We start from the raw sequence: 22,865 nt of genomic DNA on the forward strand, positions 1-22,865 counted from the left end.
AATTATTCGAGCAAGCAACAAAAATCAAATTCCCTCTTGCAAAATCCAAAAACTTTGATTAAATGGGTATGTTGTTCTTTTTGCGGTGTTGCACCTAAAAACTAATAAGAACTTATAATTTTGCCTAAAAGAGAAAAAAAATCAATAAAGGCAACGCATTAGAGAAGATCGATAGATCAAGCAGGATTCAATTGAAAAAAATTAGAGATTTTTAGGGAGCTTTGAAAGAAATGCTTAGTAATGAAGAAAAAAAAGTCAAAGAAATTCTTCAAAACTTTGTCAAAGAAAATATTCCTGAGTATATTTTAGAAATATCGGAAGAGTTGATTGCCCAAAACGGTGTACAAAAAGTCAGTTTAAAAAAAAGGGACCAGTATTGGGATATTGAGGGTCATGTCCAGGGTGACGATTTTCAGATGTACAATTCTGAAATAGGCCTGAACCTGGAAGGAGAATCTGTAAACTTCTATTGTAATTGTCCAGAATCATTTTCCGGGATATGCAAACATATTGCAGCTACTGTCCTAAAATTTTTATCTTCTTTAAGCGATGACAGCCAGGACGCAATCCCCAAAGCCCGTACTGATTGGCGGCATAATTTCTATCACTTTTTTGCCACTGAACTCGAACCCGAACCTGGTCAACATTACTTAGTCTATCGATTCTTCCCGGAATACGGAAGACTTCAAGTAGAATTTTTTCGAGCCAGGCAAAATAAGTCAGGATTGTCTACCGTCCTTAACCCAATCACATTAGAACAAATAATCCGTAATCCCAATTGGTGTGAAGTCTCTCCCTCTCTTCCCAAAGTTGCCGAACAAATTGGGCAATATCTGGACTATTATGGACATCGCGTTGAAATTCCCTATGGACTCTTAACCTGGTTTTTCTGGACCATTCGTGATGAATACTATCTCTTTTTTGAGGAGACAGAACAACCTGTTCGCGTTCTCAGCACCCCTATGCGCTTACAGCTAAGACCTACTCTCTCCGAGGACGGTTTAAGTTTTGAAATCATGCTTGGCCGGGAAGGAAAACTCCCATTCTCTATAACCGGAGAAAAAGTCTTCTTCTACGGTCAGCTACCATTATGGGTTTACTGGAAACATTGTTTTTATCCCGTCCAGACAGGTCTTCCCCCAAGCCTGATCCAGGAGTTGGCAGTAGAGCCACCAATAGTCCCTCACAGTGAAATTTCTGAATTTCTGGACCGGGTCTGGACTAAAATCCACGCTTCAGACCTCTTTGGTCAGGAAGAATTCCTCGAACGCATGTCACCTATCTTTGTTCAGGCCAAATACAATCCTAAATTGTTCCTGGATGAAGAAGGAAGTCTTTTAACTTTACAAATTCAAAACATATATGAAACAGAACACGGCGAAATTACTTTAAGCGGCCCTGACCAAGACCTGCAAACTGGCAGTTACCAATTCGAAGGTAAATCTTTTCTTATTCGCCGTGACCAGGCCAAAGAAGGCGAACTGTTATCTAAACTAGTGGATATGGGGTTCCAAGCCCGAAGCAACTCCATGTGGTTTTTAGAGCCTGAAGAGGCCATTAATTTTCTCCTTGACCACTATCCACAACTCGTCAAGGAATACCGCGTCTTTGGAGAACAAAACCTGACCAGATATAAAGTGCGTCTCTCTCCGCCCAATGTAGTGGCCAAAGTAGAGACTAAAGAAGAAGACAAATGGTTTAACCTGGACATTGTGGTTGAATATGAGGACATCCAAGTCCCCATCGAAAAAATCTGGAAAGCATGGACCCAGGGCAAACGTTATGTCCAATTAAAGGATGGTTCTTATACCAGTTTGCCCGAATCCTGGCTGAAAAAACTGGGGCACAAACTCCAGGCCATGGGTTTTGATCCTGAAAAACCGCCCAAGAAAAAATTCCATAATCATGAAGCACCTATCCTGGATAAAATCATTGAGGACATCGATGATGTTCAGGCTGATACATTCTGGACAGAACTCAGGGAAAAAATCCATTCATTTACCGAGATCAAACAAGTCTCCCCACCAAAGGGCCTTAATGCGACTCTTCGCCCCTATCAATTACAAGGCCTTAGCTACTTAAATTTTCTCAGGGAATACAAGTTCGGTGGAATCCTGGCCGACGAGATGGGCTTAGGTAAAACCATCCAAACCCTGTCTTTCCTCCAATATATGAAAGAAAAAGGGCTCAAAGGTCCCAATCTAATTATTGTTCCTACCTCGGTTCTACCCAACTGGGAGCGGGAAGCCCAAAAATTCGTTCCGGATATGAAAAGGCTGGTCATCTATGGAGCACGGCGAGAAAACATGTTCAAAAAGATCAAGGATTCCGAATTGGTTATGACTACCTATGCCCTTCTTCGCCGCGATCTGGATGAATTAATCAAGTATGAGTACAATTCCATCATCTTGGATGAAGCTCAAAACATCAAGAATCCCAACACTATCACTGCCCGTTCCGTACGTAAGTTAGAAGCCAAATTCCGTCTCTGTCTATCTGGAACACCTATTGAAAATAATCTGCTGGAACTATGGTCTCTTTTTGAATTCTTAATGCCGGGCTTTTTGGGCTCACAACACGCCTTTCAAAAAGGATTTGTCAAACCTATCAAAGACGGTGACCAGGAAACCTTGGAATATTTACGAGCCAGGGTCAAACCATTTATCTTGCGCCGAACCAAGTCCGAAGTGGCCAAAGATCTGCCTCCCAAGGTGGAAAATGTCTACTACAGCGCTCTGCTTGACGAACAAATGGAACTTTATGCCGCTCTGGCCAAAAAACTCAAAGAACAGGTCATGCAAAGAGTGGACGAAAAAGGCATTGCTGGCAGTCAAATGTCCATTCTCGATGCCTTACTTAAACTTAGACAGATCTGCTGTCATCCAAGATTGCTCAAATTGGATATGCCAGGAGTGAACACCAATATTCCATCAGGTAAATTCGAGGCCTTTAAAGATCTGGTCACCAATATCATTGAAGACGGACATAAAGTTCTGGTCTTTTCCCAATTCGTTCAGATGCTGCACATAATCCGCTCATGGCTGAATATGAATAAAATCCCCTTTGCTTATCTGGACGGCTCGAGCAAGGATCGCTTCGAACAAGTAGATAGGTTCAATAATAACCCAAATATACCTATTTTCCTCATTTCACTAAAAGCTGGTGGTACCGGGCTTAACCTGACTTCAGCCGATTATGTTATCCACTACGATCCATGGTGGAACCCTGCTGTAGAAAACCAGGCCACAGACCGCACACACCGCATTGGCCAGACTAAGCAAGTATTTGCCTACAAGATGATCTGTGAAAATACAGTGGAAGAAAAGATCCTCAAACTGCAAGAACAAAAAAGAGGTGTAGCCGAAGCAATAATTCCCGGCCAGAGTGCCTGGAAGTCACTAACCAGAGACGATTTAGAAATGCTTTTTGAAGTATAAATGGTAGATGTGAAGTTGGGAGGAATGGGTGGATGAGTAAATGGGTGGTCATTAACCCAATAAGCACATTCACCCATTAGCCCCTTTAACCAGATTAAAACGGAGCGTCATCCATGCCCCCGGCTTCAGAAGGAAATGCCGGGCCTAGTTCTTCTTCTACATTATTTTCTTTAGCTTTCTCTTGAACTGGATCAGGGGCAGTAGCATATGTTTCGCCCTGCTGTCCTTTTGGATCTAAAGCCTGTACTCTAGAAGCCACAATTTCTGTGGTATATTTGTCCTGTCCTTGCTGATCCTGCCATTTTCTGGTCTGCAAACGACCCTCCACAAAAACCAACCTGCCTTTAGTCAAATAGTTGGCACAAAATTCAGCTTGCTTATTAAAAACAACAATCCTGTGCCATTCAGTGCGCTCTACTCTATTTCCTTCCCTGTCCGTATACCCCTCATCCGTTGCCATGGAAAAGTTAACCACCGGCATTCCACTAGCTGTATAAGCAAGTCGAGGATCCTGGCCAAGTCGGCCAATCAAAAACACTTTATTCAAGCTCGCAGCCATTTATTCCCCCATTTAAAGGTTATAAGTTTGAAGAGTAGAGTTTAGAGTTAATTTTTAGGTTATTCTAAACTGGAAAACTTTGAACCAAATTCCTTTTCCTGTCCTGAACCAAAGCTGAATTCAAACTCTAAACTCTATTTTTATTACAACTGTCTGATTTCTTTTTCCAATTGATCCAGTTCATCTTCCAAAGAATACGACAGTTTATTGGCTATCTGAGGTTGCCAGTCAGCTAGAGCCTCCTCTAATTGTTTTTTGATGGATAAAATCTTGTTCAGACGCGGGCTCAAAGTATCTATCATTTTTTTATCCAGGTCTTCAAAACGAACCCTATCATGCAAAGTATCAACTAGTTCTAATACCCCTCTAACTCTCGCGATTCCTGACAGTTTTTCTTGTCCAAAGGCTATCTTATAAAGTCCTGGCCAGGCCTCTTCCACTTCTTTTTCGCTAAAGGTATAAGCCATAACCCGAATTTGCAATACTCGACCCATATTTACTCTCTTTCTTCCCATTCACTTTGGATACGAGCGACAACATCCTTAATCTGTCCCAATTGCTCTCTGGGACAGACACCAATCAGAGGCTTGCCCGCATCCACACTTTCACCCGGCTTAAAATAAAGAGCATAGATAATACCTTCCGGGCCCTGATATGGGATAATTGTTTCTCTTTTCATTCTGGACAAAATCAGGATCTCATCTCCTTCTTTAACATTGACCGCCTGGCACCCCTTCGACTTTATCTTTCTATCAACTTCAGACACAAAATAATACTTTCCTTTTTCCGGGGCCAAAAACAAGGATAAGGCTTTTTGTAAAATAATGTCTATGACTTCTTGCTTGGTTAGAAAATGTCTGATCTTTAAAAGCGGGGTACCTGCCTGTACAAATTGCCCATCTCTTAAGCCGCAAAATTCAACCACCTCGCCTTTTTCCGGCGCATAAAGGGGCTTTTTATTTCCTTCACGTACTAAATAAGCCAGTAAGGTTCCTGGCTTTTCGTTCCATGTTCCTGAAACCCCTTTTACCTTTGTCCCCACATCTTTGAGCACAAACTCGATGTTCCCCGAATGAGGAGAATATATAGTAATTTCTCTATAAGGGGCCTTTTTAATATCTTCTAATAGTGTCTTTATATTAAGCAATGAATCTTGCTCCTTCTAATTCAAGCTGTTAACTTGTAAGACATAATTTAATGGCATCCACGAACCATTACTTCCACGTCGCCAAATCATAGCAGGAACTTAGCCTAGCCGATAATAAAGATTTCTTCCACCCATAGTTACCAGGGCCTGAAATAAGTTATTCCTTACCTCGCGGCGATCCCAGATGCCTTGAATATGTCCACGGGATAAGGCCCGATAGGCCCGGTGATAGTCCGGGGGGATATCTAATCCTGTTGTCTCTTTAATTACACCCGGACCGGCAAACCCTATATTGGCCGAACGTACTGCAAATTGATAAGGTGAACAACCTAAGAAGCTGGCTACTGGTCCGGCATAAGAGTTGGTATCATAAAGGACCACATACAGTCCACCGGCCTCCAGATATCTACGCACAGCCATGGTACATCTGGGCATCTGGATTACTCCATTTGTTCCCTCCTGGATTCTAATTCCCGCTGTTCCATGTACATAGGCCAGGAAAGGCATGTGCTTTAGCCTCGCTCGTTCTACAGCCCGGATAAATTTCTCTCCTTCAGCAGCCCCCACACTACCCCCACGGAACTTAGCCATAAGCAGGGCCACGACCACCTTGATGCCTTTTATAGATGCCTCAAAAGTCATGCATCCGCTTTTATGTCCGGTCATTTTTTTGGCCTGCTCCAGCTTGTGTTCAAACCCTTCATAATCTAAAGGATTCGTAGCTTCTATTTCCTCATTAAACTCGTGAATAGAACGACGATCAAAGACATTGTATAAGTACCATTCATACTCCATGGGAAAGTGATGGCCACAATAACTGCACACACCTGCAAAATCACCAAATAGATCCGGGGCCCAGAGATCCAAACAACCGTACTTCTCAGAGTTGGGGCAGGTAATGGCCCGATCTTGCCTGGCCTGAGGGCTGATGTAGATCCAATCCGTGGGAGAGGAAGTGCCCTTTTCCCAGGTTGACAAACTGGTTAACTCGCTAGTTTCACCCTTTTCCTTTTTTAAAAAAGGTAGTTCACGTAATATCCTTGAAACCTGCTGTATAGTTTTCCCCAACGCAGCATGGAGCTCTCCCTGGACATCTTCGACAACTTGAGAAATTTTGCGCTGATGACGTCCCAAGATATCATAACGAAAGAATGAATAAATAGCCCAAGCTAAATCCATGCCCTTGGAGAGAACCTTTTTCCACGCAGGTCGATTATCTATATATGCATGCTGGCTCAACCCCCGAAATTTTCGATACCGTCTCCAGATGAGTCGTTCTTTAGATTTTGCACCCAGAGTCCAGCGTACATAAATATTTGGATTCTTTAACTTTCTTAAAGCAAAAGTACGAAAAAACTTTATTCCCCGCACATTCAACACCACCTCGTCCGTGGCACGAATCACTTCCTGACGCAACCGCTTAAAAAAATCATAATCTTCAGGTCTAGCGCCTAAAGGTGGCTCTTTGATAATGCGGTCAATATAGCCCATTCGCAGATTATCTTCCGCAGTAATCTTTAGCTGGGCAGCACACTTTTCCACCAGTTCCGGCGTAGTGCTCATTCCGGGCTTAATGCGCCCCTCTATAGCCGCTGCTCCTTCAGGAGAAATGACTGAATAATAACCATGAGAAAGCATCAATCGCATGTCAGCCAAGCCAATAGCCTCGGCCCCGCCTGATCCTCCTTCAGAAATAACCGTAATAATAGGGACAGTAATTCCGGCCATTTCATATAGATTACGGGCTATTTGCTGAGCAGCCCCTGGGTAATCTTCAATCGGATATGACCCAGGTGTAAAAATATAGGTATGAATAGGAATATTTTCTGTCTCCGCCACTTTCATATATTGCAAAGCCTTGGCATTACCCCAAGGTTTTACTGACCCACCATTTCTAAATTCCTGCCCATGCCCCTTTTCCTGACCAATGACCATAACCGGCTGATTATAGACTTTATTGCCTACCTTACGGGTTATATAGGCGCGGGCAATAATCATAGCCGGGTCTATGCTATATTCGTCCTGGCCGCCAATCTCAGTATAATTATCGTAAACATTCTCCAAAATATCTTTAAGACAGATACGTTGAGGATGCCGGACAATACGCACCTTGTCCATGGGCGTAAGCTGTTTTTCCAGCTTCTTTTCCAAAAAAGTGAACAAATCCAACAGCGAAGCAATTTGACGCTTACAATCTTTGAGTTCTAATTTAGGATAACGTTTTATAAAATCACTTAATTTTGAACGCAAAAGGGCAATATTGGCATTTTCTTTTGAACCAAATATATCTTCAATATATTTTAATCGTTCTTGTAAATCCTGAATTTGTTTTTCGATATCTATCATAGTAGTCTGCGTTTATTGGGTTTATTATTAAGTTACCTGTCCCACCATAGGCGAGACCGAGTCTATTTAGGTTTGTCGAGTTAACCTGTGCCTACATCACAGACTCTAAACTCCTATACCCTCAAACACTAAAATTTGAGCAAATCATCTGTCTTGGACAACAAAAATTTTATATTTGACTTCAATGGCTGTCCATTCTTGTCTTTTCCTTCTAAAACCAGGTCGTTTAAAAACCTTTTTCCTCGCTCAATGGCCTGATCCAGATCTTTACCCCAGATAATGGCTAGGGCCAGGTTGGGGTCAAATTCTGTGGGGATCTCATAAGGTCTGTTGGTTGGGACTTGAGTATACACCTTGACCCATGGAGCCTCTGTCCATGAAAATTTTTCAATGCGCCCCACCCAAGGAGTGAATCTATCTTCAGGGTCTTCCGCTAGAATCCTGTATTCTATCCCCACTCCATCAAAATTAATATTTTTTTGAGTATATCCCAAAGGCTCTCCCAAGGCTAAACGAATCTGCTCCCGGATCAAATCCACTTCTTTATCTCTAACTTTAGAGATAATGGCCGATACCCCATTCTCCACCTGGATCCGGGCATTAACTTCCATTAAAAAAGGCTGGCCAGTGGGACTGACAATCCATTCCCACGTGCCTACATTGTCATAACCTACTTCTTTCGCCATTCGCAGAGAATATTTAACAATATCGTCAAGAACTTTATTGGCGTCAAAAGCATAGCGGATTTTCTCCGGATAAAATCCTGGTGCGACCTCTATACGCTTTTGCCGACCAATACTTTGGATCGTGCAATTCCGGGTTCCGAAATGAACGACATTCCCATTACGATCAGCTACGATCTGCACTTCAAGATGATTAAAATCAAAAATTCTCTGCTCAATGAGTACGCCTTCGTCACGGAACTGACGCTTGGCGTAGCTTTTTATCCGACGCAAGACCGTACGGAATCTGTCCAGATCATTTACTTCTTCAATGCCCATTCCCCCGCCCCCGGCTGAGGCCTTGACCAAAATAACAGGATTTTCAATACCCTGCTTCTCTTGAAACTCGAATAGGGAACGAGCCAGTTCTTCTGCTTCTAAATCATTAAAAATAGGTTTATCCGATCCGGGTACAGTTGGAACATCCAGGCTCCTGGCCAATCTTTTAGTGTTAATCTTATCACCCAGCTCCTTGATTACCCGCCAGGAAGGACCAATAAAAATCAACTTACGACTTCTTTGCACCACGCGGCGGGCAAAACGAAAGTCTTCTGCAAAAAAACCATAGCCGGGATGAATAGCCGTTGCTCCAGCATCATCAGCCACTGCAAAAATCTCATTGGCATCAAGATAAGAGCTAATCCGGTACAAAGCCTTTTTTCCACCATATTTCAAGGCCAGGGTACAATGTTCCGATTCCCTATCCTCTTTAGTGTACACACAAACAAAATCCAGGCCTAAACTTCTACAGGCCTGGAGAATACGGATAGCTATTTCGCCTCTATTAGCAATCAGAACCTTATGCCTTCTTCGCAAATTACTTATTTTTTGCATTTCTCCTCTTTTTTATAAGGCTGATATTTTTTTTCTGAACTTCTAAAACAAGTTTATCCAAACACAACTCTTGCCGATAATCCAAATTTTGAAACTGACAAGCTACAATTCCATTTCCCACTCGGACTACCTTAGCCTTAAGCAAGGACAAATATAATTTATTCCTCAACCATAAGCTAAGCTCAATTTCCGTGTCTTCGACAAACTCTCTCACATATTCAACAGGGTCAAAAGCGACTCCTTTTACACTAAGGTCAAGAACGGGAAAAAAAAGTTCTTCACCTTTTTCCCCAATAGAGACCTTCAGCCCGGGCACTCTAACTCTATATGCTTGGCGCCTTTGATTTTGTTCTCCAGGATACTCCAAAGAATAATCGGTTAAAAAATCATCAGGCATTGCCCGTTAGCCTCCTATCATCTTTTCCAGGACAAATTCCACACGCCTATTCCTAGCTCTATTTTCATCACTATTATTAGGGTAAAGAGGGTTAAGATCAGCAAAGCCAGTAGCAGTTAGTCTTTCAGGTTCAATACCAATGGAAATTAGATAGCGCAGCACATTAATAGCCCGCAAGGCTGATATCTCCCAGTTATCCTTAAACCTAGACCCCGCTCTTGGTGGGAGATCATCTGTATAACCACGGATATTGATCTTCTGGTCCGGATGACGGATAAAAAAATCTTTCATCTCCTGCAACACCTTTTTCCCCTCTGGCTTAAGTTCCACCTTTCCAGAATCAAAAAGGACCGAGGCTGGAAGACGTAGAGTAATTTTGCCCGATTCCAAATAGGCACCTACAATTCCTTCCAGTCCCTTTTGGGTATAGTAATATTGGAGATCAGCAAAAATCTTTTGTTGAGCTTTAATCAGTTGCCGAAATTTTGTTACTTCATTTACTAACACGCCTTCGTTGCCTGTCTCTATCTTTACACTGCTTGGAATAACACTCTTGCCACCAAGTGCCTGACGCACAGAATGGATAGACTTCAAAAATTTCTCATCGTTTAAGGAAGACATGGAAAAGAGAAGAATAAAAAAAACGAGCAACAACATGGATATATCCGCAAAAGTGGTTATCCAAGCCGTACTTTCGTCTTCTTCTAGTTCTTCTATATCCCAATTATCTTCGTTCATATTTTCGATCTCCTGGAGCAACAAAGGAAGAAAGCTTTTCGTAGACAAACACGGGGTTATTGTTTTCCAAAATAGATTTCGCCCCATGAAAAATAATTTCCAAATGCATGATTTCCTGCAGACTACGGCTTTTAAGCTTTCCGGCAATAGGCAGAAAAACAAGAGTGGACAACAGAGCCCCATAAAAAGTCGTCAAAATGGCCACTGCCATGGCCGGTCCGATAACCTTAGGATCTTCTAACCTTGTCAACATCTGAACCAAACCGATTAGAGTCCCGATCATACCAAAGCCAGGGGCAAAAGCCGCCATTTTTTTAAAGACATCCTGAACTATGGCATGGCGCTTACGCATGGATGAAATTTCTATACGCAACGTCTCGGTAATCATTTGTGGTTCAGCATTATCAGCAATTAACTGACAGGCCTTTTTCAACACCATATTATCGGTCTTGACATTTTCTAAAGCCACAAGACCATCCCTCCGACTTATCTCAGCCACCCTGACCATAGTGTTTACCACTTCGTTGGAAGTCACTTTTCTACTTCCAAAAATATAAAAGGCCGCCCGAAAAGCCTTGAAAATATCCTCCACGGGAAAATTAATACAGGTTGCTGCAAAAGTCCCGCCCAGGACAATCATCATCCCCGGTATATTAACAAACACATCAACGGCACCACCCCAAAATATGGCCCCGATAACCAGGGAAAACCCTGCAATGATCCCAAAAAAAGTTGCAATATCCATAATTCCGCTTTAAATAAAGATTTAAGGGTACGATCGATTTATCAATTTTACGCCACTACACAACAAAAAGTCTAAGATAATGCTTCGAATAATTTTACACAAAACCAATCTTCTGACTTCGCCTTTTCTTTCAACTAATACCTTATTTTTACAAATACATTGACAGTTTAACCGAACAAAACCTTAATAACGATTATCTTAAAATTATGCAAAAAGAAAATAAGGTCTATCAAACCTGTAATTTTTTTAAAGAAAATCTTCCGGTTGAACACGTTGACGTAGCCCTGGTGCTAGGCAGTGGTCTGGGCGACTTTATCCAGTCCCTAAACCCGATGCTCGAACTTCCTTACAGCCAGATCCCGCATTTTCCCCTGTCGACCATCAAGGGGCACCAGGGTATCTTTTACCTTTGTCAAGTAGACCAGATTAACCTCGCTATCTTATCCGGTCGGGTACATCTCTATGAAGGTTACTCCCCCTATGAAGTAGCCTTTGCCACACGCGTTCTTGGAGTTCTGGGGATGAAAAACATCATTTTAACCAATGCTGCAGGGGCATTAAATCCCCAATTTGACGTCGGCTCACTGATGCTCATTACCGACCACATCAATATGACCGGCAACAACCCCTTAACAGGTCCAAATGTGGATGAGTGGGGACCTCGCTTTCCCGACATGAGTCAAGTTTACTCTCCTGAACTCCAGCAACTTGCCCTGGACACTGCCAAGAAATTGCAAATCCGACTGGAAAAAGGCGTCTATCTCTGTATTCCCGGTCCAAGCCTGGAAACTCCTGCTGAAACCAGGGCATTTAGATTTCTAGGAGCAGATGCCATTGGCATGTCCACGGTTATGGAAGCCATTGTGGCCAAGCATATGGGCATGCGCATCCTGGGCCTTTCCTGCCTGACCAATAAAAACCTGCCCGACTGTATGGCTGAAACTTCACATGAGGAAATCCTGTCTCAGGCAAAGAAGGCAAACAGGATTTTAAGCACGCTCCTTTTAGATCTTATTCCAAGAATAAACTCCAACTGATAGTCAAACGACAAAAAGGGGACTTGAATTAATGACAGAAATAAATCCCAAACATTTAATTGATGAACTGCGATATAATGTTAAGCGACAGGATAAAATCAAGGCAAATATTGTCCTGTCTTATTTCTTTGATGTAGATAAAAATACGCAAAAAGAACTGGTACGTATCCTGGAGCAGGGCCCTGCTGAATTTTCCATACCTCTCATCGTTGATTTAATTCAAAAAAAATCCAGTTTGATAAATGAACTCCCAGAAATCAAGAACGCCCTAATTGCCAAGGCTCTGGAAGCTCCTGAACTTTTGCTCAAAATTATAGAAAACGATGCTATTCAACCTAAGGAATTATTTATCCGAATATCCGGAGAAATCCGGTTAGAACAGGCCCTGCCCGTCTTGATCAAAATTCTGGTCAACACCAAAGATGAAAGTATATTAAAAGAGACCATTACCGCCCTTGGACTCATTGGGGACCCCAAAGCCACAAATGCTGTAAGCGAATTTTTGTACTCCAACAATAAGGCTCTGACCATAGCGGCCATTAAAACTCTGGGACAAATTGGCACGCCCACTGCTATGCAAAGACTGGCTGAAAAACTAGGCCAAGACCCACAATTAGATGTACTCATCTTAGATATTTTTTCTCAAGTCCAGGATAATATAAGCCTGCAAAAATTGAATGAAACTCTTGGCTCACACTATGCTCACTTGCGCAACTATGCCAAAAGTAAATTGGTTCAAATCGGAGCCAAGGCTGTTCCTCTCTTGATCCAAAACCTAGTCTATGACGACCCGGATCTTTTAATCCACACCTTAAATGTTTTGGGGGAAATAGGCGATCCTTCTACCATAGTGCCTATCCGCAAACTATTACACAATCACCCCGATGATCCTAATGTTCGCTTTGCAGCTTACGAAGCTTTAGGGATGCTGCCCATAGACAAAGGAGCTTATGTACTGGCTTCCGGACTCACAGACGAGGAAGAGCACGTACGGGTAGCCGCTGCCTCGGCCATTGACCGCAGCCTGAATGAAATCCTGGTGGCAGGCATAAAAAACATGGTCCGCCACAAAGACGAGGACACAATTAAAATTATCCGCTCCATTATCAATGCCCAAGCCTCAAATATCTTTATTTCCCTCATAGAAGAACCCGTTTTTCAAGAACTAGTCATCAACTTTCTCCAAAAAAAAGCTACACCGGACGTTCGCGCTTATTTTCAAAAACTTTTGGAAAAACATGGCTATAAAGACCTGGCCCAGAAACTGAGTAAAGAAGTTGCAACTCATAAAGCCAAAATCAGGGCTCTGGCTGTTGATGATTCTAAAATGATTTTAAATATCTACAAGTCAACACTGTATGAATTGGGATGTGACCCCATTCTCTTCGATAAACCGGCCGATGCCCTTGAGTGGCTTAAAAACAATAAGCCTCAAATCATGTTTACCGATCTTAACATGCCAGAAATTACCGGAATTGACCTTATTGCCAAAACCAGATCTATCTACCGCAAATCTGACTTACCCATAATCATGGTCACTACTCAAAATGAGGTCCAGGACAATGAAGCTGCTTATGCGGCAGGAGTCAATGAAATTCTGTTCAAGCCGTTTACCAGCGAGACCATAAAACAAGTTCTTGACAAATTCGTCACTAGTGGTTCGTAATTTTACTAAGCGCTCAAGTTTGACTCACTGCATCATGAGAGTAAAATCGTATACGAAACGGACTTTAAACTTTTTTAACTTCTAAGTTTTAAATATTGTTATGAAAATCGCCCTGTTACAGCTCAATCCAACTGTCAATCATCTGGAATTAAATAGCCAAAAAATTATTTCCTCTGTGGAAAAGGCCTATAAAAATGGCGCTGACCTTTGTATTTCCAGCGAAATGTCCCTTTTAGGTTATCCGCCTCGAGACCTTCTGTTCAATACAAGTATAATCGAAAATTGTTGGGAGAAAACCATAGAAATTGCCAGGAAAATAGAAAAATTTTGTCCTCTAATTCTGGGGTTGCCTATAAAAAGTGAACAAAGAGATAAACTATACAATGGCGCTGTTTTTATTTCCCAGGGAGAACCCAGGCAAAATTTTGGCAAAAGTCTTCTGCCCAACTATGATGTCTTTGATGAACAACGCTATTTTCTGCCCTATCCACAACCGGGTTTCTTAAATTTTAAAGGAATAAAGCTTGGTATAACCATCTGCGAAGATATCTGGAACGACAAAGACTTCTGGCAGGAACGCAAATATTCTTATGATCCGGTTGAGGCCCTAGCAGGGCAAGGTGTGGATATCATTCTCAACCTCTCTGCCTCTCCTTTCACCTTGGGCAAACAAATCGTCCGTCAAAAAATACTTGCAGCTCTAGCCAGCAAATATAAACTGCCGCTCCTTTATTGTAACCAGGTCGGCGGCAATGATGACCTCATTTTTGACGGCAGGAGTTGTGCAGTTGATCATGAGGGTCGGCTTCAGGCCAGGGCCAAAGCATTTGCCGAAGACATCCTTATGGTTAATATTGAAGATTGGACGCAAAACAGAATTGAGGAGGATGACTTTAGCCCCGAGGCAGAGGCCTGGCAGGCCCTGGTTCTGGGAACCAGAGACTATGTACGCAAATGCGGATTTAAAAATGTTCTTCTCGGACTATCCGGGGGCATAGATTCATCCTTATGCGCGGCCATAGCTGCCCATGCCATAGGCCCGGAAAATGTTCTCGGAGTGCTTATGCCCTCACCATACACCAGCAAGCAAAGCATTCGTGATGCCTTGGACCTGGCCAATAATCTAAACATAAAGACCATAACCCTGCCCATAGAAAATTTAATGCGCTGCTTTGATCAAACGCTGCAACCTGTTTTTGCCGGCTTGCCTCCCGATGTGACTGAAGAAAATATCCAGTCGCGCATAAGAGGAAACTTGCTCATGGCCATATCCAATAAATATAACGCCATGCTCATTACCACCGGCAATAAATCAGAACTGGCCGTAGGCTATTGTACCATCTACGGGGACATGTCCGGCGGACTGGCTGTTATTTCCGATGTACCCAAAACAATGGTTTATCGCCTCTGCCGCTGGCTAAACAAACAGGAGGGCAAAGACACTATCCCCGCCTCTGTACTCCAAAAACCACCTTCGGCCGAATTAAAACCCGACCAGAAAGACGAAGATAGTCTGCCTCCTTACAGTATCCTTGATAAAATCCTGCACCTTTATATTGAAAAAGGGCACTCTATAGATCAAATAACTGCCCAAGGATTTGACCTGTCACTTGTTAAACGCATCGCTGATATGGTTAAAAAGGCTGAATTCAAACGCTACCAAGCCCCGCCAGGACTAAAAATCACTGACCGCGCCTTTGGCACCGGTTGGCGTATGCCTATTGCCAGGAAGTAAATGTTATGTTTTGCCAATAAAATTAACTAGTCATGCCAAAAATAAAAACACCTAAAAACGTGTTTGGCACTTTTTGCTTGGCAATTTGTTTTAAAACGTCTTTACTCATTAGAGGCTTTTTTCTTTGTAAACACCAAAACCTTACTATCCTTCTTCCAACCAAAGATCTCATCAAAACAGATCTGCACGCCTGAGGATTAAAAACGGTTAACAACTTGTGAGGAAAAACAAAGCATCGGGATGAATGAACTTGTATTTTGCGATATTGACCATAACTATCGATGATGCGCCTGCAAAAAGTCCCTTTTTGCAGGCAATGTTGAATTTTGAATGATAAATGTTGAATTATTTGAATAGGTTGCAAGGTGAAGTTGTTTGTCAGAACTGTAAAATTTTAATTATTGCAGTTGCATCATCGGTAATAAAAGAATATTTGCTTCACCAAAATATCCCATTATGCTCTGGCCGCAAGCAAATTTTGAAAACAGGTCCAAGTCTTTGTACCAGCAAGAAAGAAAGCAAGATTAGAATAAACAAATTAAGTTGATAAAAAGGTTTGGCTACAAGCTCTTAAAACCAACTCAGGCGACATCTCCTTTGACAAACACCGGTTTGTGGGACAGGCAAATAGTGCGCTACCCTACATCTTATATTTAATATCCTCTAAATCATATTTTTCTAGAATTTCGGCCCATTTCTTACTTTCTTCATCCTCCAAAACAACCTGATACTTTTCTCGCTTTTCCACCTCAATCTCATCCAGAATCTTTTGGCTGACCATAATCGGCACCTTCGCTCGCAAGGCAAGAGCAATGGCATCGGAGGGCCTGCTGTCAATACGCAGTTTCTCGTCACCTTTTAAAAGAACAACCTCCGCATAGTAAGTGGAATCCTTCACTTCTGTTATTTCGATATGTTCAAGCTTTGCTCCCAGATTTTCTAAAGTACTCAAAAACAGATCATGAGTCATGGGCCTTAACATTTTTATGCCGTTTAAGGGGATAGAAATTGCCATCGCCTCTAATGCGCCGATCCAGATGGGCAAAATATATTTTTCTTCTTTATCTTTTAAAATAATTAAGGGCATCTTGGTCTCTTCATCCACAGCCAGACCTACCACTTCCATTTCAACCATCATATATTACCTCTCCTTTGGGAAGATGGATTTATTTTATTAAGTTAATCTTGAGGATGTATGGGGGGGGGAGCATAAACTCCCGCCACCCGCACTAGTGCTGGCATGCAGAAAACTCTGTCTCTTACTCATCCACCAATCATCCCATTCACTCTTCATCCCATTTACTCATCAACCCATTCACCCATCAACGAATGCTTTTTGGCCTGAACAATTTTCACCCTGATTATCTCTCCTGTGAGGTCTTTATCGCTTGAACTGGGGACATTTACCACCCGACCACCTGAATCTCTTCCTCGCCAAAATTTCGTATCTTTACCCTGCTTTTTACTTAGACCTTCAACAAGCACCTCATCTATTTTGCCCACTCGCCCGGCATAACTCGCTCTGGTCAACTCCTCTTGCAACTCTTGTAAAACAGCAAGCCGCCTAACCTTAACTTCTTCTAAGACCTTGGGCTGCATTTTTTCCGCTCGCACCCCGGGTCTATCTGAATATTTAAAAGAAAAAGAATTTTCAAAACGCACCAATTCGATCATTTCCAAAGTCTGCTTAAAATCCTCTTCTGTCTCTCCGGGAAAACCAACAATCAGGTCTGTAGTCAGAGCAATATCCGGACAAACTTTGCGCAACTTATCAACTATATCCAGATACTCTTCTCTGGTATACTTTCTGCCCATGAGTTTTAAAATACGGTTGGAGCCGGATTGCAAAGGCAAGTGTAGTTGCGGACATAGGCAAGGAAGTTCTCCAAAGGCTTTTATCACCTCATCGGCAATGTCTTTGGGATGAGAGGTGGTAAATCGTAGACGCTTGAGTCCATCAATGGCTGCCACCTGATATAGAAGTTCGGCAAAACTTACTCCATCTCCAAACTTGTCCAACCCGTAACTGTTTACATTTTGACCGAGCAAGGTGATTTCTTTAACTCCTAAATTAACCAGGGTCCTGCACTCGTCTAAAATGGCTTTGCTTGAACGCGATTTTTGCCTGCCCCGGGTATAAGGAACTATACAATAGGCACAGAAATTATCACAACCCTGCATAATATTTACATAGGCTTGAGCAGGCATCTTTTCTGGCCAGTTATTCTCCCTCTCCGGATAGTAGTCTTCAAAATCCAGAAGGCTTACTCTAAGCTCAGGCTCACTGATAAGCCTTAAAATGGTCTGAGGGACCATAGCAATGCCATCCGTGCCAAAGACCAGACGTACATGCGGGAAACGCTGAAAAAATTTTTTCCCCACCTGTTGGGCCACGCATCCCCCGACACCAACAAAGACATCCTTGTTTTTATTCCAATAAGATTTAAGCCGTCCCAACAAACTATATATCTTTTGTTCTGGCTTCTCTCGCACGCTACAAGTATTAATTAGAAACAGATCTGCTTCCTCCTCCGTGCCTTGTTCAAAACCCATGGCTGTCAGCGACCTGCATAACCAATCAGAATCACAGACATTCATCTGACAACCAAAGGTAAAGATATGAAATTTCATTTTTTTACTCATAGACCAAGCCATCCATCTAAAAACCTAGTCACCTCCTGAACAGCCTCTCTCAAACTTATCCCCTCATTTTTCACCACAAGCTCAGCCTGTGGATTTTCTTCAAAAGGGATATCCACGCCTATAACTTGTCCCAAACCTGGAAACTCTTTCCCTGTTTTTTTCCGCTCCAGGGCCTTGGCATAAAGTCCGGCCATAACCAGTCCTTCAGGCCTCTTGCTCTCCCTTTCCATGGCCGTCTGAAGGGAACAGGAAACATAAATTTCCGCAAACTTATCAATCTTATTTCTGGCCAGACGGCGCATCTCCACTTTAGGCGCAGTGCCATCCAAAATGACTCCATGCCCTTTTTGAACCAACTCAGCCGCTTCCAGGGCAAAGAGCTCATAGGCCTTTCTTCTTTCTTCAGGCGTGTACTTTGGATTAGGGAAGTATACTTTTCTGCGTTCATCCATCTGCAAATAGATCACATCCAACCCCTTATCCCGCAAATATTCGTACGCCCTCTTACTAATGCTACTCTTACCTGAGCCGGGAAGCCCAACAAACCAGACAGCCCAACCCTCTTTTAATGTTGAATGTTGGATGTTGGATGTTGAATTATTTTTTTGAGTAGATTGTAACATGTTTACCCTTACAAGATTAGAAGTTCGCTCTTACCTTTCCCTCTTCACTGGTCACGGCTCACGAAGCACAACGATTCACTCAACTCATATACTTATTAATATTCCTATAATCAAAACTCTCGTCTTCGAGCACATTCTCTATAAACCGAAATAAGCCCTCTCTTACCTGCAACGGATGGTTGGGATACCATTCTGGTGAAGCAATAACCAATCCCCGAAACACATAAAATGGAGCAACAACCTTTAAAATTTCCTCATCTCCTGTATATTCTAGGTACTCTTCCCAAAAGGTCAAATAAAGTTTTTCAAATGGACCAGCAAGTTTAGGCTGATCATAGAGGCCATAAAGAAGATAATTGCAACTCATCGTGGACACATCATCCGCAGGCTCTCCCCATTCTCCGCGGCTCCTGTCCAGAACAGAAAACTCTCCCCCTTTTCTGACCAACACATTCCAGGGGTGAAAGTCTCCATGCACGACACTTAATCGATGGGTAAACTTGCGGAACTTCCAGCGCCAGTCAATGAGTTTTTTTTCCAGAGCAATAAACCTTTGTTCATTAAAGTGCTCATAAGGATAAGGGTAAGCATCGATTAGTCCCCAAATACATTCAGAATCGCCAATTAGCTGTCTGACCCGGCGAAGGTAAAGATCTACATCATCTTTTTTTTCTTTATGCACACGTGCCAGCCACCTGGCGAACTTTTTAGCCAATTCAAGATCTTCCGGGCGAAAATCACCTTTTTTTATTCGCTCCAGGTCTAAAAAATAATCTCTGCCCTCGACCTTTTCATTGACAATAACAAATTCTTTTGGCTCACGGACCGGAATAAGCTTACCCTGCTTATCTATATACCCCAAAGCAATGGGCCGAACATGCCGCTCCATTTTGCCCCCGGTTTCATACTGAAACATTAAAATAGCCGCCCGATCCCAGTAGAATTGGTGCCCATATTTATCCCCGCGCATTGCTGAGATAACAGCCTCTTTGAGCTGACCATCCTGCTCATAGCTAATAAGCATAGGTTTTCCATAGCCGAAATCCTTCATTCCTTGCTCATCTAAAGAGCCAATCTCTCCTATACCTGTGAGTTTTACTTCCCCTGGTAAAATATCGTTTAAAAATTGTTCCAGATTGTCTAAATTCATCTCTATCATAAGTTCCTCCGATTTTTATTGCCTCAACTCACCCATGAGATTGCATGTTAGGCAATCGTTTCAAGCAAGTTGATCGGTGATAGGCTAAGTGCATTATTCTTATAAAAGATTTAAGATAAATATATAGTGTCTAAGGTTACCTTAAACACTATACATTTAATAAGGAAGGTTATCTATGCAGGCGTTTAGAATATCTAGGTATCTGAGCGAACATAACTTGCCTCAATCTCAATCACTATGCCGCCCCTGGCCTTGAATTTACCTACAACTGTCATTTGCCGGGGCTCACAAGCCTTGACCAGATCGTCTAAAATTCGGTTGGTCACTGTCTCCATAAAAGTTGGCTCTTGGCGATAGCTAAATAAATAAAACTTTAACGACTTGGACTCTATGCATTTTTTATCAGGAATGTATTTTATAATGATTGTTCCGTAATCTGGCTGGCCAGTCATAGGACAAAGAGAGGTGAACTCATCACTAACCAAGGTAATAAGGTAATCTCTTTCCGGGAATCTATTGGGAAACGTCTCCAGAATCCCAGGGTCAACCCGGGTTGGATACTCAGTCTTGCTTTTCCCCAACAAAGTCAAAGAAGAAACATCATCTCGCATATGTTAGCTCCGTCTTGTTAACTCAACTTTCGGAGTTGTCTAACTCACTATAATTTCAACACTTTTGAAGAGCACATTCTCTGAAATGCATTACAAACGGCTTGGGCAACACATCTTGGCGAAGCTTGCGGAAAAGATGTGCATAGGGAGACTACCCCACAAAAATTGCGAGATATATCATGAATACAGAAAATACTTTGAATAACATTTAACTAAAAAACCCCTTTATGCACAGCCCGCAAGCAAGCCTTAGATGTATCCAAGTCTTTGGTAGCATTGAAGAAAATGTGCTCGTAGCTTAAATCCGAAAGTTGAATTGTTAAGTTGTGGAATATACAATATTATCCTTGAAAACTCGGACTTCAGCCCTCTTAACCTATCTACTTTTATTTAAAAATCTCCAAAACTCACTATCCGGAGTAAACACAAAACTAGTATTATCGTTTACGCCTTTTTTATATGCTTCCATTGTGCGCAGAAACTGGTAAAAATTTGGGTCCTTAGCCAAAGCCTGGGCATAAATTGCCGTGGCTACAGCATCACCTTGTCCACGCAACACCTGAGCCTTTCGCACGGCCTCGGCAAGCATAATGCTCCGCTCTTTATCTGCAGTGGTCCTAATTTTAACCGCTTCCTCCCTACCTTCAGACCTGTATTGCTTGGCTTGGCGCTCTCTTTCCGCTCGCATCCGACCATATATGGCCCTCTGGTTTTCCGGGGGCAGGTCAGTCCTTTTTATACGCACATCCAATACCTCAATGCCATATTCTTGAAGAAGCCTATTACACTTTTTTGTCACCTGGCTCATTATCTCGCTTCTTTTGGAAGAAACAACCTCAGTAAGCGAGTACTGACCCAAGGCTACCCTGAGTTCAGCATAAATTATGTCATCCAATCGAGAGAGACCGCTGGAAATAGTGCGGACACTGCGGTAAAAAGTCAGGGGATCTTTGATCCGCCACCGGGAATAATTATCCACCACAAGATTTTTCTTGTCTCTGGTTAAAACTTCTGCCGGCGGGGCATCATATTCCAAAACCCGACGATCAAAATAAATAACATTCTGCACAAAGGGCAATTTAAAATGCAGGCCGGGGCCCAGATCAGACCCCACAGGTTTTCCAAGCTGGAGCACTATGGCCCTCTGGGTCTGATCAACTGTAAACACGCACTGCGAACCAACCAAAAGCAAAATAATGAAAATTATAGCCAGCACAGAGCTCTTTTTATAAGGCATTACTTCTTCCCTCCTACATTTTTACCCTTTGGGGAAGTTGATTTTCCTTTGAGGCCTTCCATATTTAGAGGTAAATAAGGAACAACTCTTTGTAAGGCCTTGTCTGAAATAATCATCTTGCGCACACTGGGGTTGGACAAAATCTGCTCCATAGTTTCAATATATATTCTTTTTTTAGTGATATCCTTAGCCTTGTTATATTCTTTCAATATAGCGAGGAATCTGTCCGCCTCACCCTTGGCCTTGCGTACAACACTCTCCTTGTAAGCCAAGGCCTGGTTGATGATTCTGGCCACTTCACCTCTAGTCTTGGGAAGAAGGTCATTACGATAGGCTTCCGCCTCATTAATGTACCTGCTTTTATCCTCTTTAGCACTGGCCACGTCTTTAAACGCATCAACCACCTGCTTGGGTGGGTGTACATCTTGCAGTTGTACGGCCACTACTTTTATACCGCTCTGGTAACGGTCCAAAATATTTTGCAAAAGCTCCCGTGTATCATTTTGAATGGACAACTTTCCAGTAGTCAGGGCAGAATCTATTTTATTATACCCAATAACCTCACGCATGGCTGCCTCTGCCGCGTCTTTGACCGTCTTTACGGGTTGAGAAATGTTAAACAAATAATCTTTTGGATCTTTTATTTGATATTGTACAATAAACTGCACATCAACAATATTCTCATCGCCAGTAAGCATGAGAGACTCTTCAGGAACCAATCGATACTGGTTGGTAGCAAAAGTAGTCTTTTTCTGCAGAGTCCTAAAACCTATCTCAACTCTTCTAATTCGTGTAACCTTAGGCGTTTGCACTTTTTCAATGGGATAAGGAATGTGATAGTGTGGACCAGGCCCGGTAATGCGGTTAAACTCACCAAAACGCTGAACAACCCCCACCTCATCCGGATCAACTATGTAAATACCGCTTAAGGCCCATAAGGCAATGACCACCAGGACCACGACCTTGGCCCCGGGCAATTTTATTCCTTTGATCTGCTTCAATTTTTGATTAAAATCTCCAAAATCAGGCCCAGGGACACCCCCGGGATTTTGTCTCTGCCGCCGTTCTTGCAATTTATCCCAATCCCAATTCATAAACTTACTCAACCTCCCCAAAATATAAAGCCTAGAGCATGACATGATAGTTACCAAGTACAAAAACTCTAAACTCTAAATATTCGTACGTTAGAAACACTACCTATATACCTATTAAAAGATTTTACAAGTGTA

General features: G+C 42.5%; 19 protein-coding genes. 4 read left to right on the plus strand and 15 right to left on the minus strand.

The annotated features are described in order from the left end of the window. Nucleotides 1–230 precede the first annotated feature (230 nt). Nucleotides 231–3,437 (plus strand): SNF2-related protein, encoded by a 3,207-nt coding sequence (locus AC3WVG_RS00845; RefSeq protein ID WP_488796285.1) that lies wholly within the window; start codon nucleotides 231–233, stop codon nucleotides 3,435–3,437. Nucleotides 3,438–3,531: 94 nt separating this feature from the next. On the opposite strand, the gene AC3WVG_RS00850 is transcribed toward AC3WVG_RS00845, so the two are convergent. From AC3WVG_RS00850 to AC3WVG_RS00885, 8 genes are all read right to left on the minus strand, one after another. After that, nucleotides 3,532–3,996: a single-stranded DNA-binding protein gene (locus AC3WVG_RS00850; protein WP_252380897.1), complete on the minus strand. Its 465-nt coding sequence runs from the start codon at nucleotides 3,994–3,996 to the stop codon at nucleotides 3,532–3,534. A gap of 143 nt (nucleotides 3,997–4,139) precedes the next feature. Next, the gene (locus tag AC3WVG_RS00855; protein WP_252380898.1) at nucleotides 4,140–4,490 is read right to left on the minus strand and encodes a hypothetical protein; all 351 of its coding nucleotides are present in this window, start codon (nucleotides 4,488–4,490) and stop codon (nucleotides 4,140–4,142) included. Nucleotides 4,491–4,492: 2 nt separating this feature from the next. Beyond that, nucleotides 4,493–5,143, minus strand: a complete 651-nt coding sequence (locus AC3WVG_RS00860; protein ID WP_252380899.1) for a biotin/lipoyl-containing protein — start codon at nucleotides 5,141–5,143, stop codon at nucleotides 4,493–4,495. 99 nt (nucleotides 5,144–5,242) lie between these two features. Continuing rightward, a complete protein-coding gene (locus AC3WVG_RS00865) occupies nucleotides 5,243–7,486 on the minus strand; it encodes a carboxyl transferase domain-containing protein (protein ID WP_488796324.1) in 2,244 nt (747 codons plus the stop codon). 131 nt (nucleotides 7,487–7,617) lie between these two features. Next, nucleotides 7,618–9,045: an ATP-binding protein gene (locus tag AC3WVG_RS00870; protein WP_488796286.1), complete on the minus strand. Its 1,428-nt coding sequence runs from the start codon at nucleotides 9,043–9,045 to the stop codon at nucleotides 7,618–7,620. Then, nucleotides 9,029–9,442 carry a PilZ domain-containing protein gene (locus tag AC3WVG_RS00875; RefSeq protein WP_488796287.1) on the minus strand — a complete coding sequence of 138 codons (414 nt, stop codon included), beginning with the start codon at nucleotides 9,440–9,442 and terminating at the stop codon, nucleotides 9,029–9,031. Before AC3WVG_RS00875 ends, AC3WVG_RS00870 begins: the two co-directional genes overlap by 17 nt. A 6-nt stretch (nucleotides 9,443–9,448) precedes the next feature. Beyond that, complete coding sequence (locus AC3WVG_RS00880) at nucleotides 9,449–10,180, minus strand: OmpA/MotB family protein (RefSeq protein ID WP_488796288.1); 732 nt, start codon at nucleotides 10,178–10,180, stop codon at nucleotides 9,449–9,451. Further along, entirely contained in the window at nucleotides 10,167–10,925 is a 759-nt protein-coding gene (locus AC3WVG_RS00885) for a motility protein A (RefSeq protein ID WP_488796289.1), read from the minus strand. Before AC3WVG_RS00885 ends, AC3WVG_RS00880 begins: the two co-directional genes overlap by 14 nt. Before the next feature lie 206 nt (nucleotides 10,926–11,131). On the opposite strand from AC3WVG_RS00885, the gene AC3WVG_RS00890 reads away from it, so the two are divergent. The 3 genes from AC3WVG_RS00890 to AC3WVG_RS00900 all read left to right on the plus strand — a co-directional run bounded on the left by AC3WVG_RS00890 (nucleotide 11,132) and on the right by AC3WVG_RS00900 (nucleotide 15,363). Then, nucleotides 11,132–11,962 (plus strand): purine-nucleoside phosphorylase, encoded by an 831-nt coding sequence (locus AC3WVG_RS00890; protein WP_488796290.1) that lies wholly within the window; start codon nucleotides 11,132–11,134, stop codon nucleotides 11,960–11,962. A gap of 31 nt (nucleotides 11,963–11,993) precedes the next feature. Further along, complete coding sequence (locus AC3WVG_RS00895) at nucleotides 11,994–13,628, plus strand: HEAT repeat domain-containing protein (RefSeq protein ID WP_488796291.1); 1,635 nt, start codon at nucleotides 11,994–11,996, stop codon at nucleotides 13,626–13,628. A 100-nt stretch (nucleotides 13,629–13,728) separates the two neighbouring features. Further along, nucleotides 13,729–15,363, plus strand: coding sequence for an NAD+ synthase (locus AC3WVG_RS00900; protein WP_488796292.1), 1,635 nt, complete (start codon nucleotides 13,729–13,731; stop codon nucleotides 15,361–15,363). A gap of 640 nt (nucleotides 15,364–16,003) precedes the next feature. Here the strand turns inward: AC3WVG_RS00900 and AC3WVG_RS00905 are convergent. The 7 genes from AC3WVG_RS00905 to hflK all read right to left on the minus strand — a co-directional run bounded on the left by AC3WVG_RS00905 (nucleotide 16,004) and on the right by hflK (nucleotide 22,730). Next, nucleotides 16,004–16,501 carry a bifunctional nuclease family protein gene (locus tag AC3WVG_RS00905; RefSeq protein ID WP_488796293.1) on the minus strand — a complete coding sequence of 166 codons (498 nt, stop codon included), beginning with the start codon at nucleotides 16,499–16,501 and terminating at the stop codon, nucleotides 16,004–16,006. A 161-nt stretch (nucleotides 16,502–16,662) separates the two neighbouring features. After that, nucleotides 16,663–17,994 carry a tRNA (N6-isopentenyl adenosine(37)-C2)-methylthiotransferase MiaB gene (gene miaB, locus AC3WVG_RS00910; RefSeq protein ID WP_488796325.1) on the minus strand — a complete coding sequence of 444 codons (1,332 nt, stop codon included), beginning with the start codon at nucleotides 17,992–17,994 and terminating at the stop codon, nucleotides 16,663–16,665. A gap of 8 nt (nucleotides 17,995–18,002) precedes the next feature. Continuing rightward, nucleotides 18,003–18,629 carry an adenylyl-sulfate kinase gene (locus tag AC3WVG_RS00915; protein WP_488796294.1) on the minus strand — a complete coding sequence of 209 codons (627 nt, stop codon included), beginning with the start codon at nucleotides 18,627–18,629 and terminating at the stop codon, nucleotides 18,003–18,005. A 79-nt stretch (nucleotides 18,630–18,708) separates the two neighbouring features. After that, nucleotides 18,709–19,788 carry an aminoglycoside phosphotransferase family protein gene (locus AC3WVG_RS00920; protein WP_488796295.1) on the minus strand — a complete coding sequence of 360 codons (1,080 nt, stop codon included), beginning with the start codon at nucleotides 19,786–19,788 and terminating at the stop codon, nucleotides 18,709–18,711. Between the two features lie 194 nt (nucleotides 19,789–19,982). Beyond that, nucleotides 19,983–20,399: a preQ(1) synthase gene (queF, locus tag AC3WVG_RS00925; protein WP_488796296.1), complete on the minus strand. Its 417-nt coding sequence runs from the start codon at nucleotides 20,397–20,399 to the stop codon at nucleotides 19,983–19,985. Between the two features lie 376 nt (nucleotides 20,400–20,775). Then, complete coding sequence (gene hflC / locus AC3WVG_RS00930; RefSeq protein WP_488796297.1) at nucleotides 20,776–21,636, minus strand: protease modulator HflC; 861 nt, start codon at nucleotides 21,634–21,636, stop codon at nucleotides 20,776–20,778. Then, a complete protein-coding gene (gene hflK / locus AC3WVG_RS00935) occupies nucleotides 21,636–22,730 on the minus strand; it encodes an FtsH protease activity modulator HflK (protein WP_488796298.1) in 1,095 nt (364 codons plus the stop codon). The genes hflC and hflK overlap by 1 nt, the downstream gene beginning before the upstream one ends. Between the last annotated feature and the right edge of the window lie 135 nt (nucleotides 22,731–22,865).

Source organism: Desulfovulcanus sp. (assembly GCF_982781345.1).

Excerpts from the sequence above, each read along its gene's own strand:
- AC3WVG_RS00845 (WP_488796285.1), top strand. The coding sequence starts at position 231 with ATGCTTAGTAATGAAGAAAAAAAAGTCAAAGAAATTCTTCAAAACTTT.
- AC3WVG_RS00850 (WP_252380897.1), bottom strand. The coding sequence starts at position 3,996 with ATGGCTGCGAGCTTGAATAAAGTGTTTTTGATTGGCCGACTTGGCCAG.
- AC3WVG_RS00855 (WP_252380898.1), bottom strand. The coding sequence starts at position 4,490 with ATGGGTCGAGTATTGCAAATTCGGGTTATGGCTTATACCTTTAGCGAA.
- AC3WVG_RS00870 (WP_488796286.1), bottom strand. The coding sequence starts at position 9,045 with ATGCAAAAAATAAGTAATTTGCGAAGAAGGCATAAGGTTCTGATTGCT.
- AC3WVG_RS00875 (WP_488796287.1), bottom strand. The coding sequence starts at position 9,442 with ATGCCTGATGATTTTTTAACCGATTATTCTTTGGAGTATCCTGGAGAA.
- AC3WVG_RS00880 (WP_488796288.1), bottom strand. The coding sequence starts at position 10,180 with ATGAACGAAGATAATTGGGATATAGAAGAACTAGAAGAAGACGAAAGT.
- AC3WVG_RS00885 (WP_488796289.1), bottom strand. The coding sequence starts at position 10,925 with ATGGATATTGCAACTTTTTTTGGGATCATTGCAGGGTTTTCCCTGGTT.
- AC3WVG_RS00890 (WP_488796290.1), top strand. The coding sequence starts at position 11,132 with ATGCAAAAAGAAAATAAGGTCTATCAAACCTGTAATTTTTTTAAAGAA.
- AC3WVG_RS00895 (WP_488796291.1), top strand. The coding sequence starts at position 11,994 with ATGACAGAAATAAATCCCAAACATTTAATTGATGAACTGCGATATAAT.
- AC3WVG_RS00900 (WP_488796292.1), top strand. The coding sequence starts at position 13,729 with ATGAAAATCGCCCTGTTACAGCTCAATCCAACTGTCAATCATCTGGAA.
- AC3WVG_RS00905 (WP_488796293.1), bottom strand. The coding sequence starts at position 16,501 with ATGATGGTTGAAATGGAAGTGGTAGGTCTGGCTGTGGATGAAGAGACC.
- miaB (WP_488796325.1), bottom strand. The coding sequence starts at position 17,994 with ATGAAATTTCATATCTTTACCTTTGGTTGTCAGATGAATGTCTGTGAT.
- AC3WVG_RS00915 (WP_488796294.1), bottom strand. The coding sequence starts at position 18,629 with ATGTTACAATCTACTCAAAAAAATAATTCAACATCCAACATCCAACAT.
- AC3WVG_RS00920 (WP_488796295.1), bottom strand. The coding sequence starts at position 19,788 with ATGATAGAGATGAATTTAGACAATCTGGAACAATTTTTAAACGATATT.
- queF (WP_488796296.1), bottom strand. The coding sequence starts at position 20,399 with ATGCGAGATGATGTTTCTTCTTTGACTTTGTTGGGGAAAAGCAAGACT.
- hflC (WP_488796297.1), bottom strand. The coding sequence starts at position 21,636 with ATGCCTTATAAAAAGAGCTCTGTGCTGGCTATAATTTTCATTATTTTG.
- hflK (WP_488796298.1), bottom strand. The coding sequence starts at position 22,730 with ATGAATTGGGATTGGGATAAATTGCAAGAACGGCGGCAGAGACAAAAT.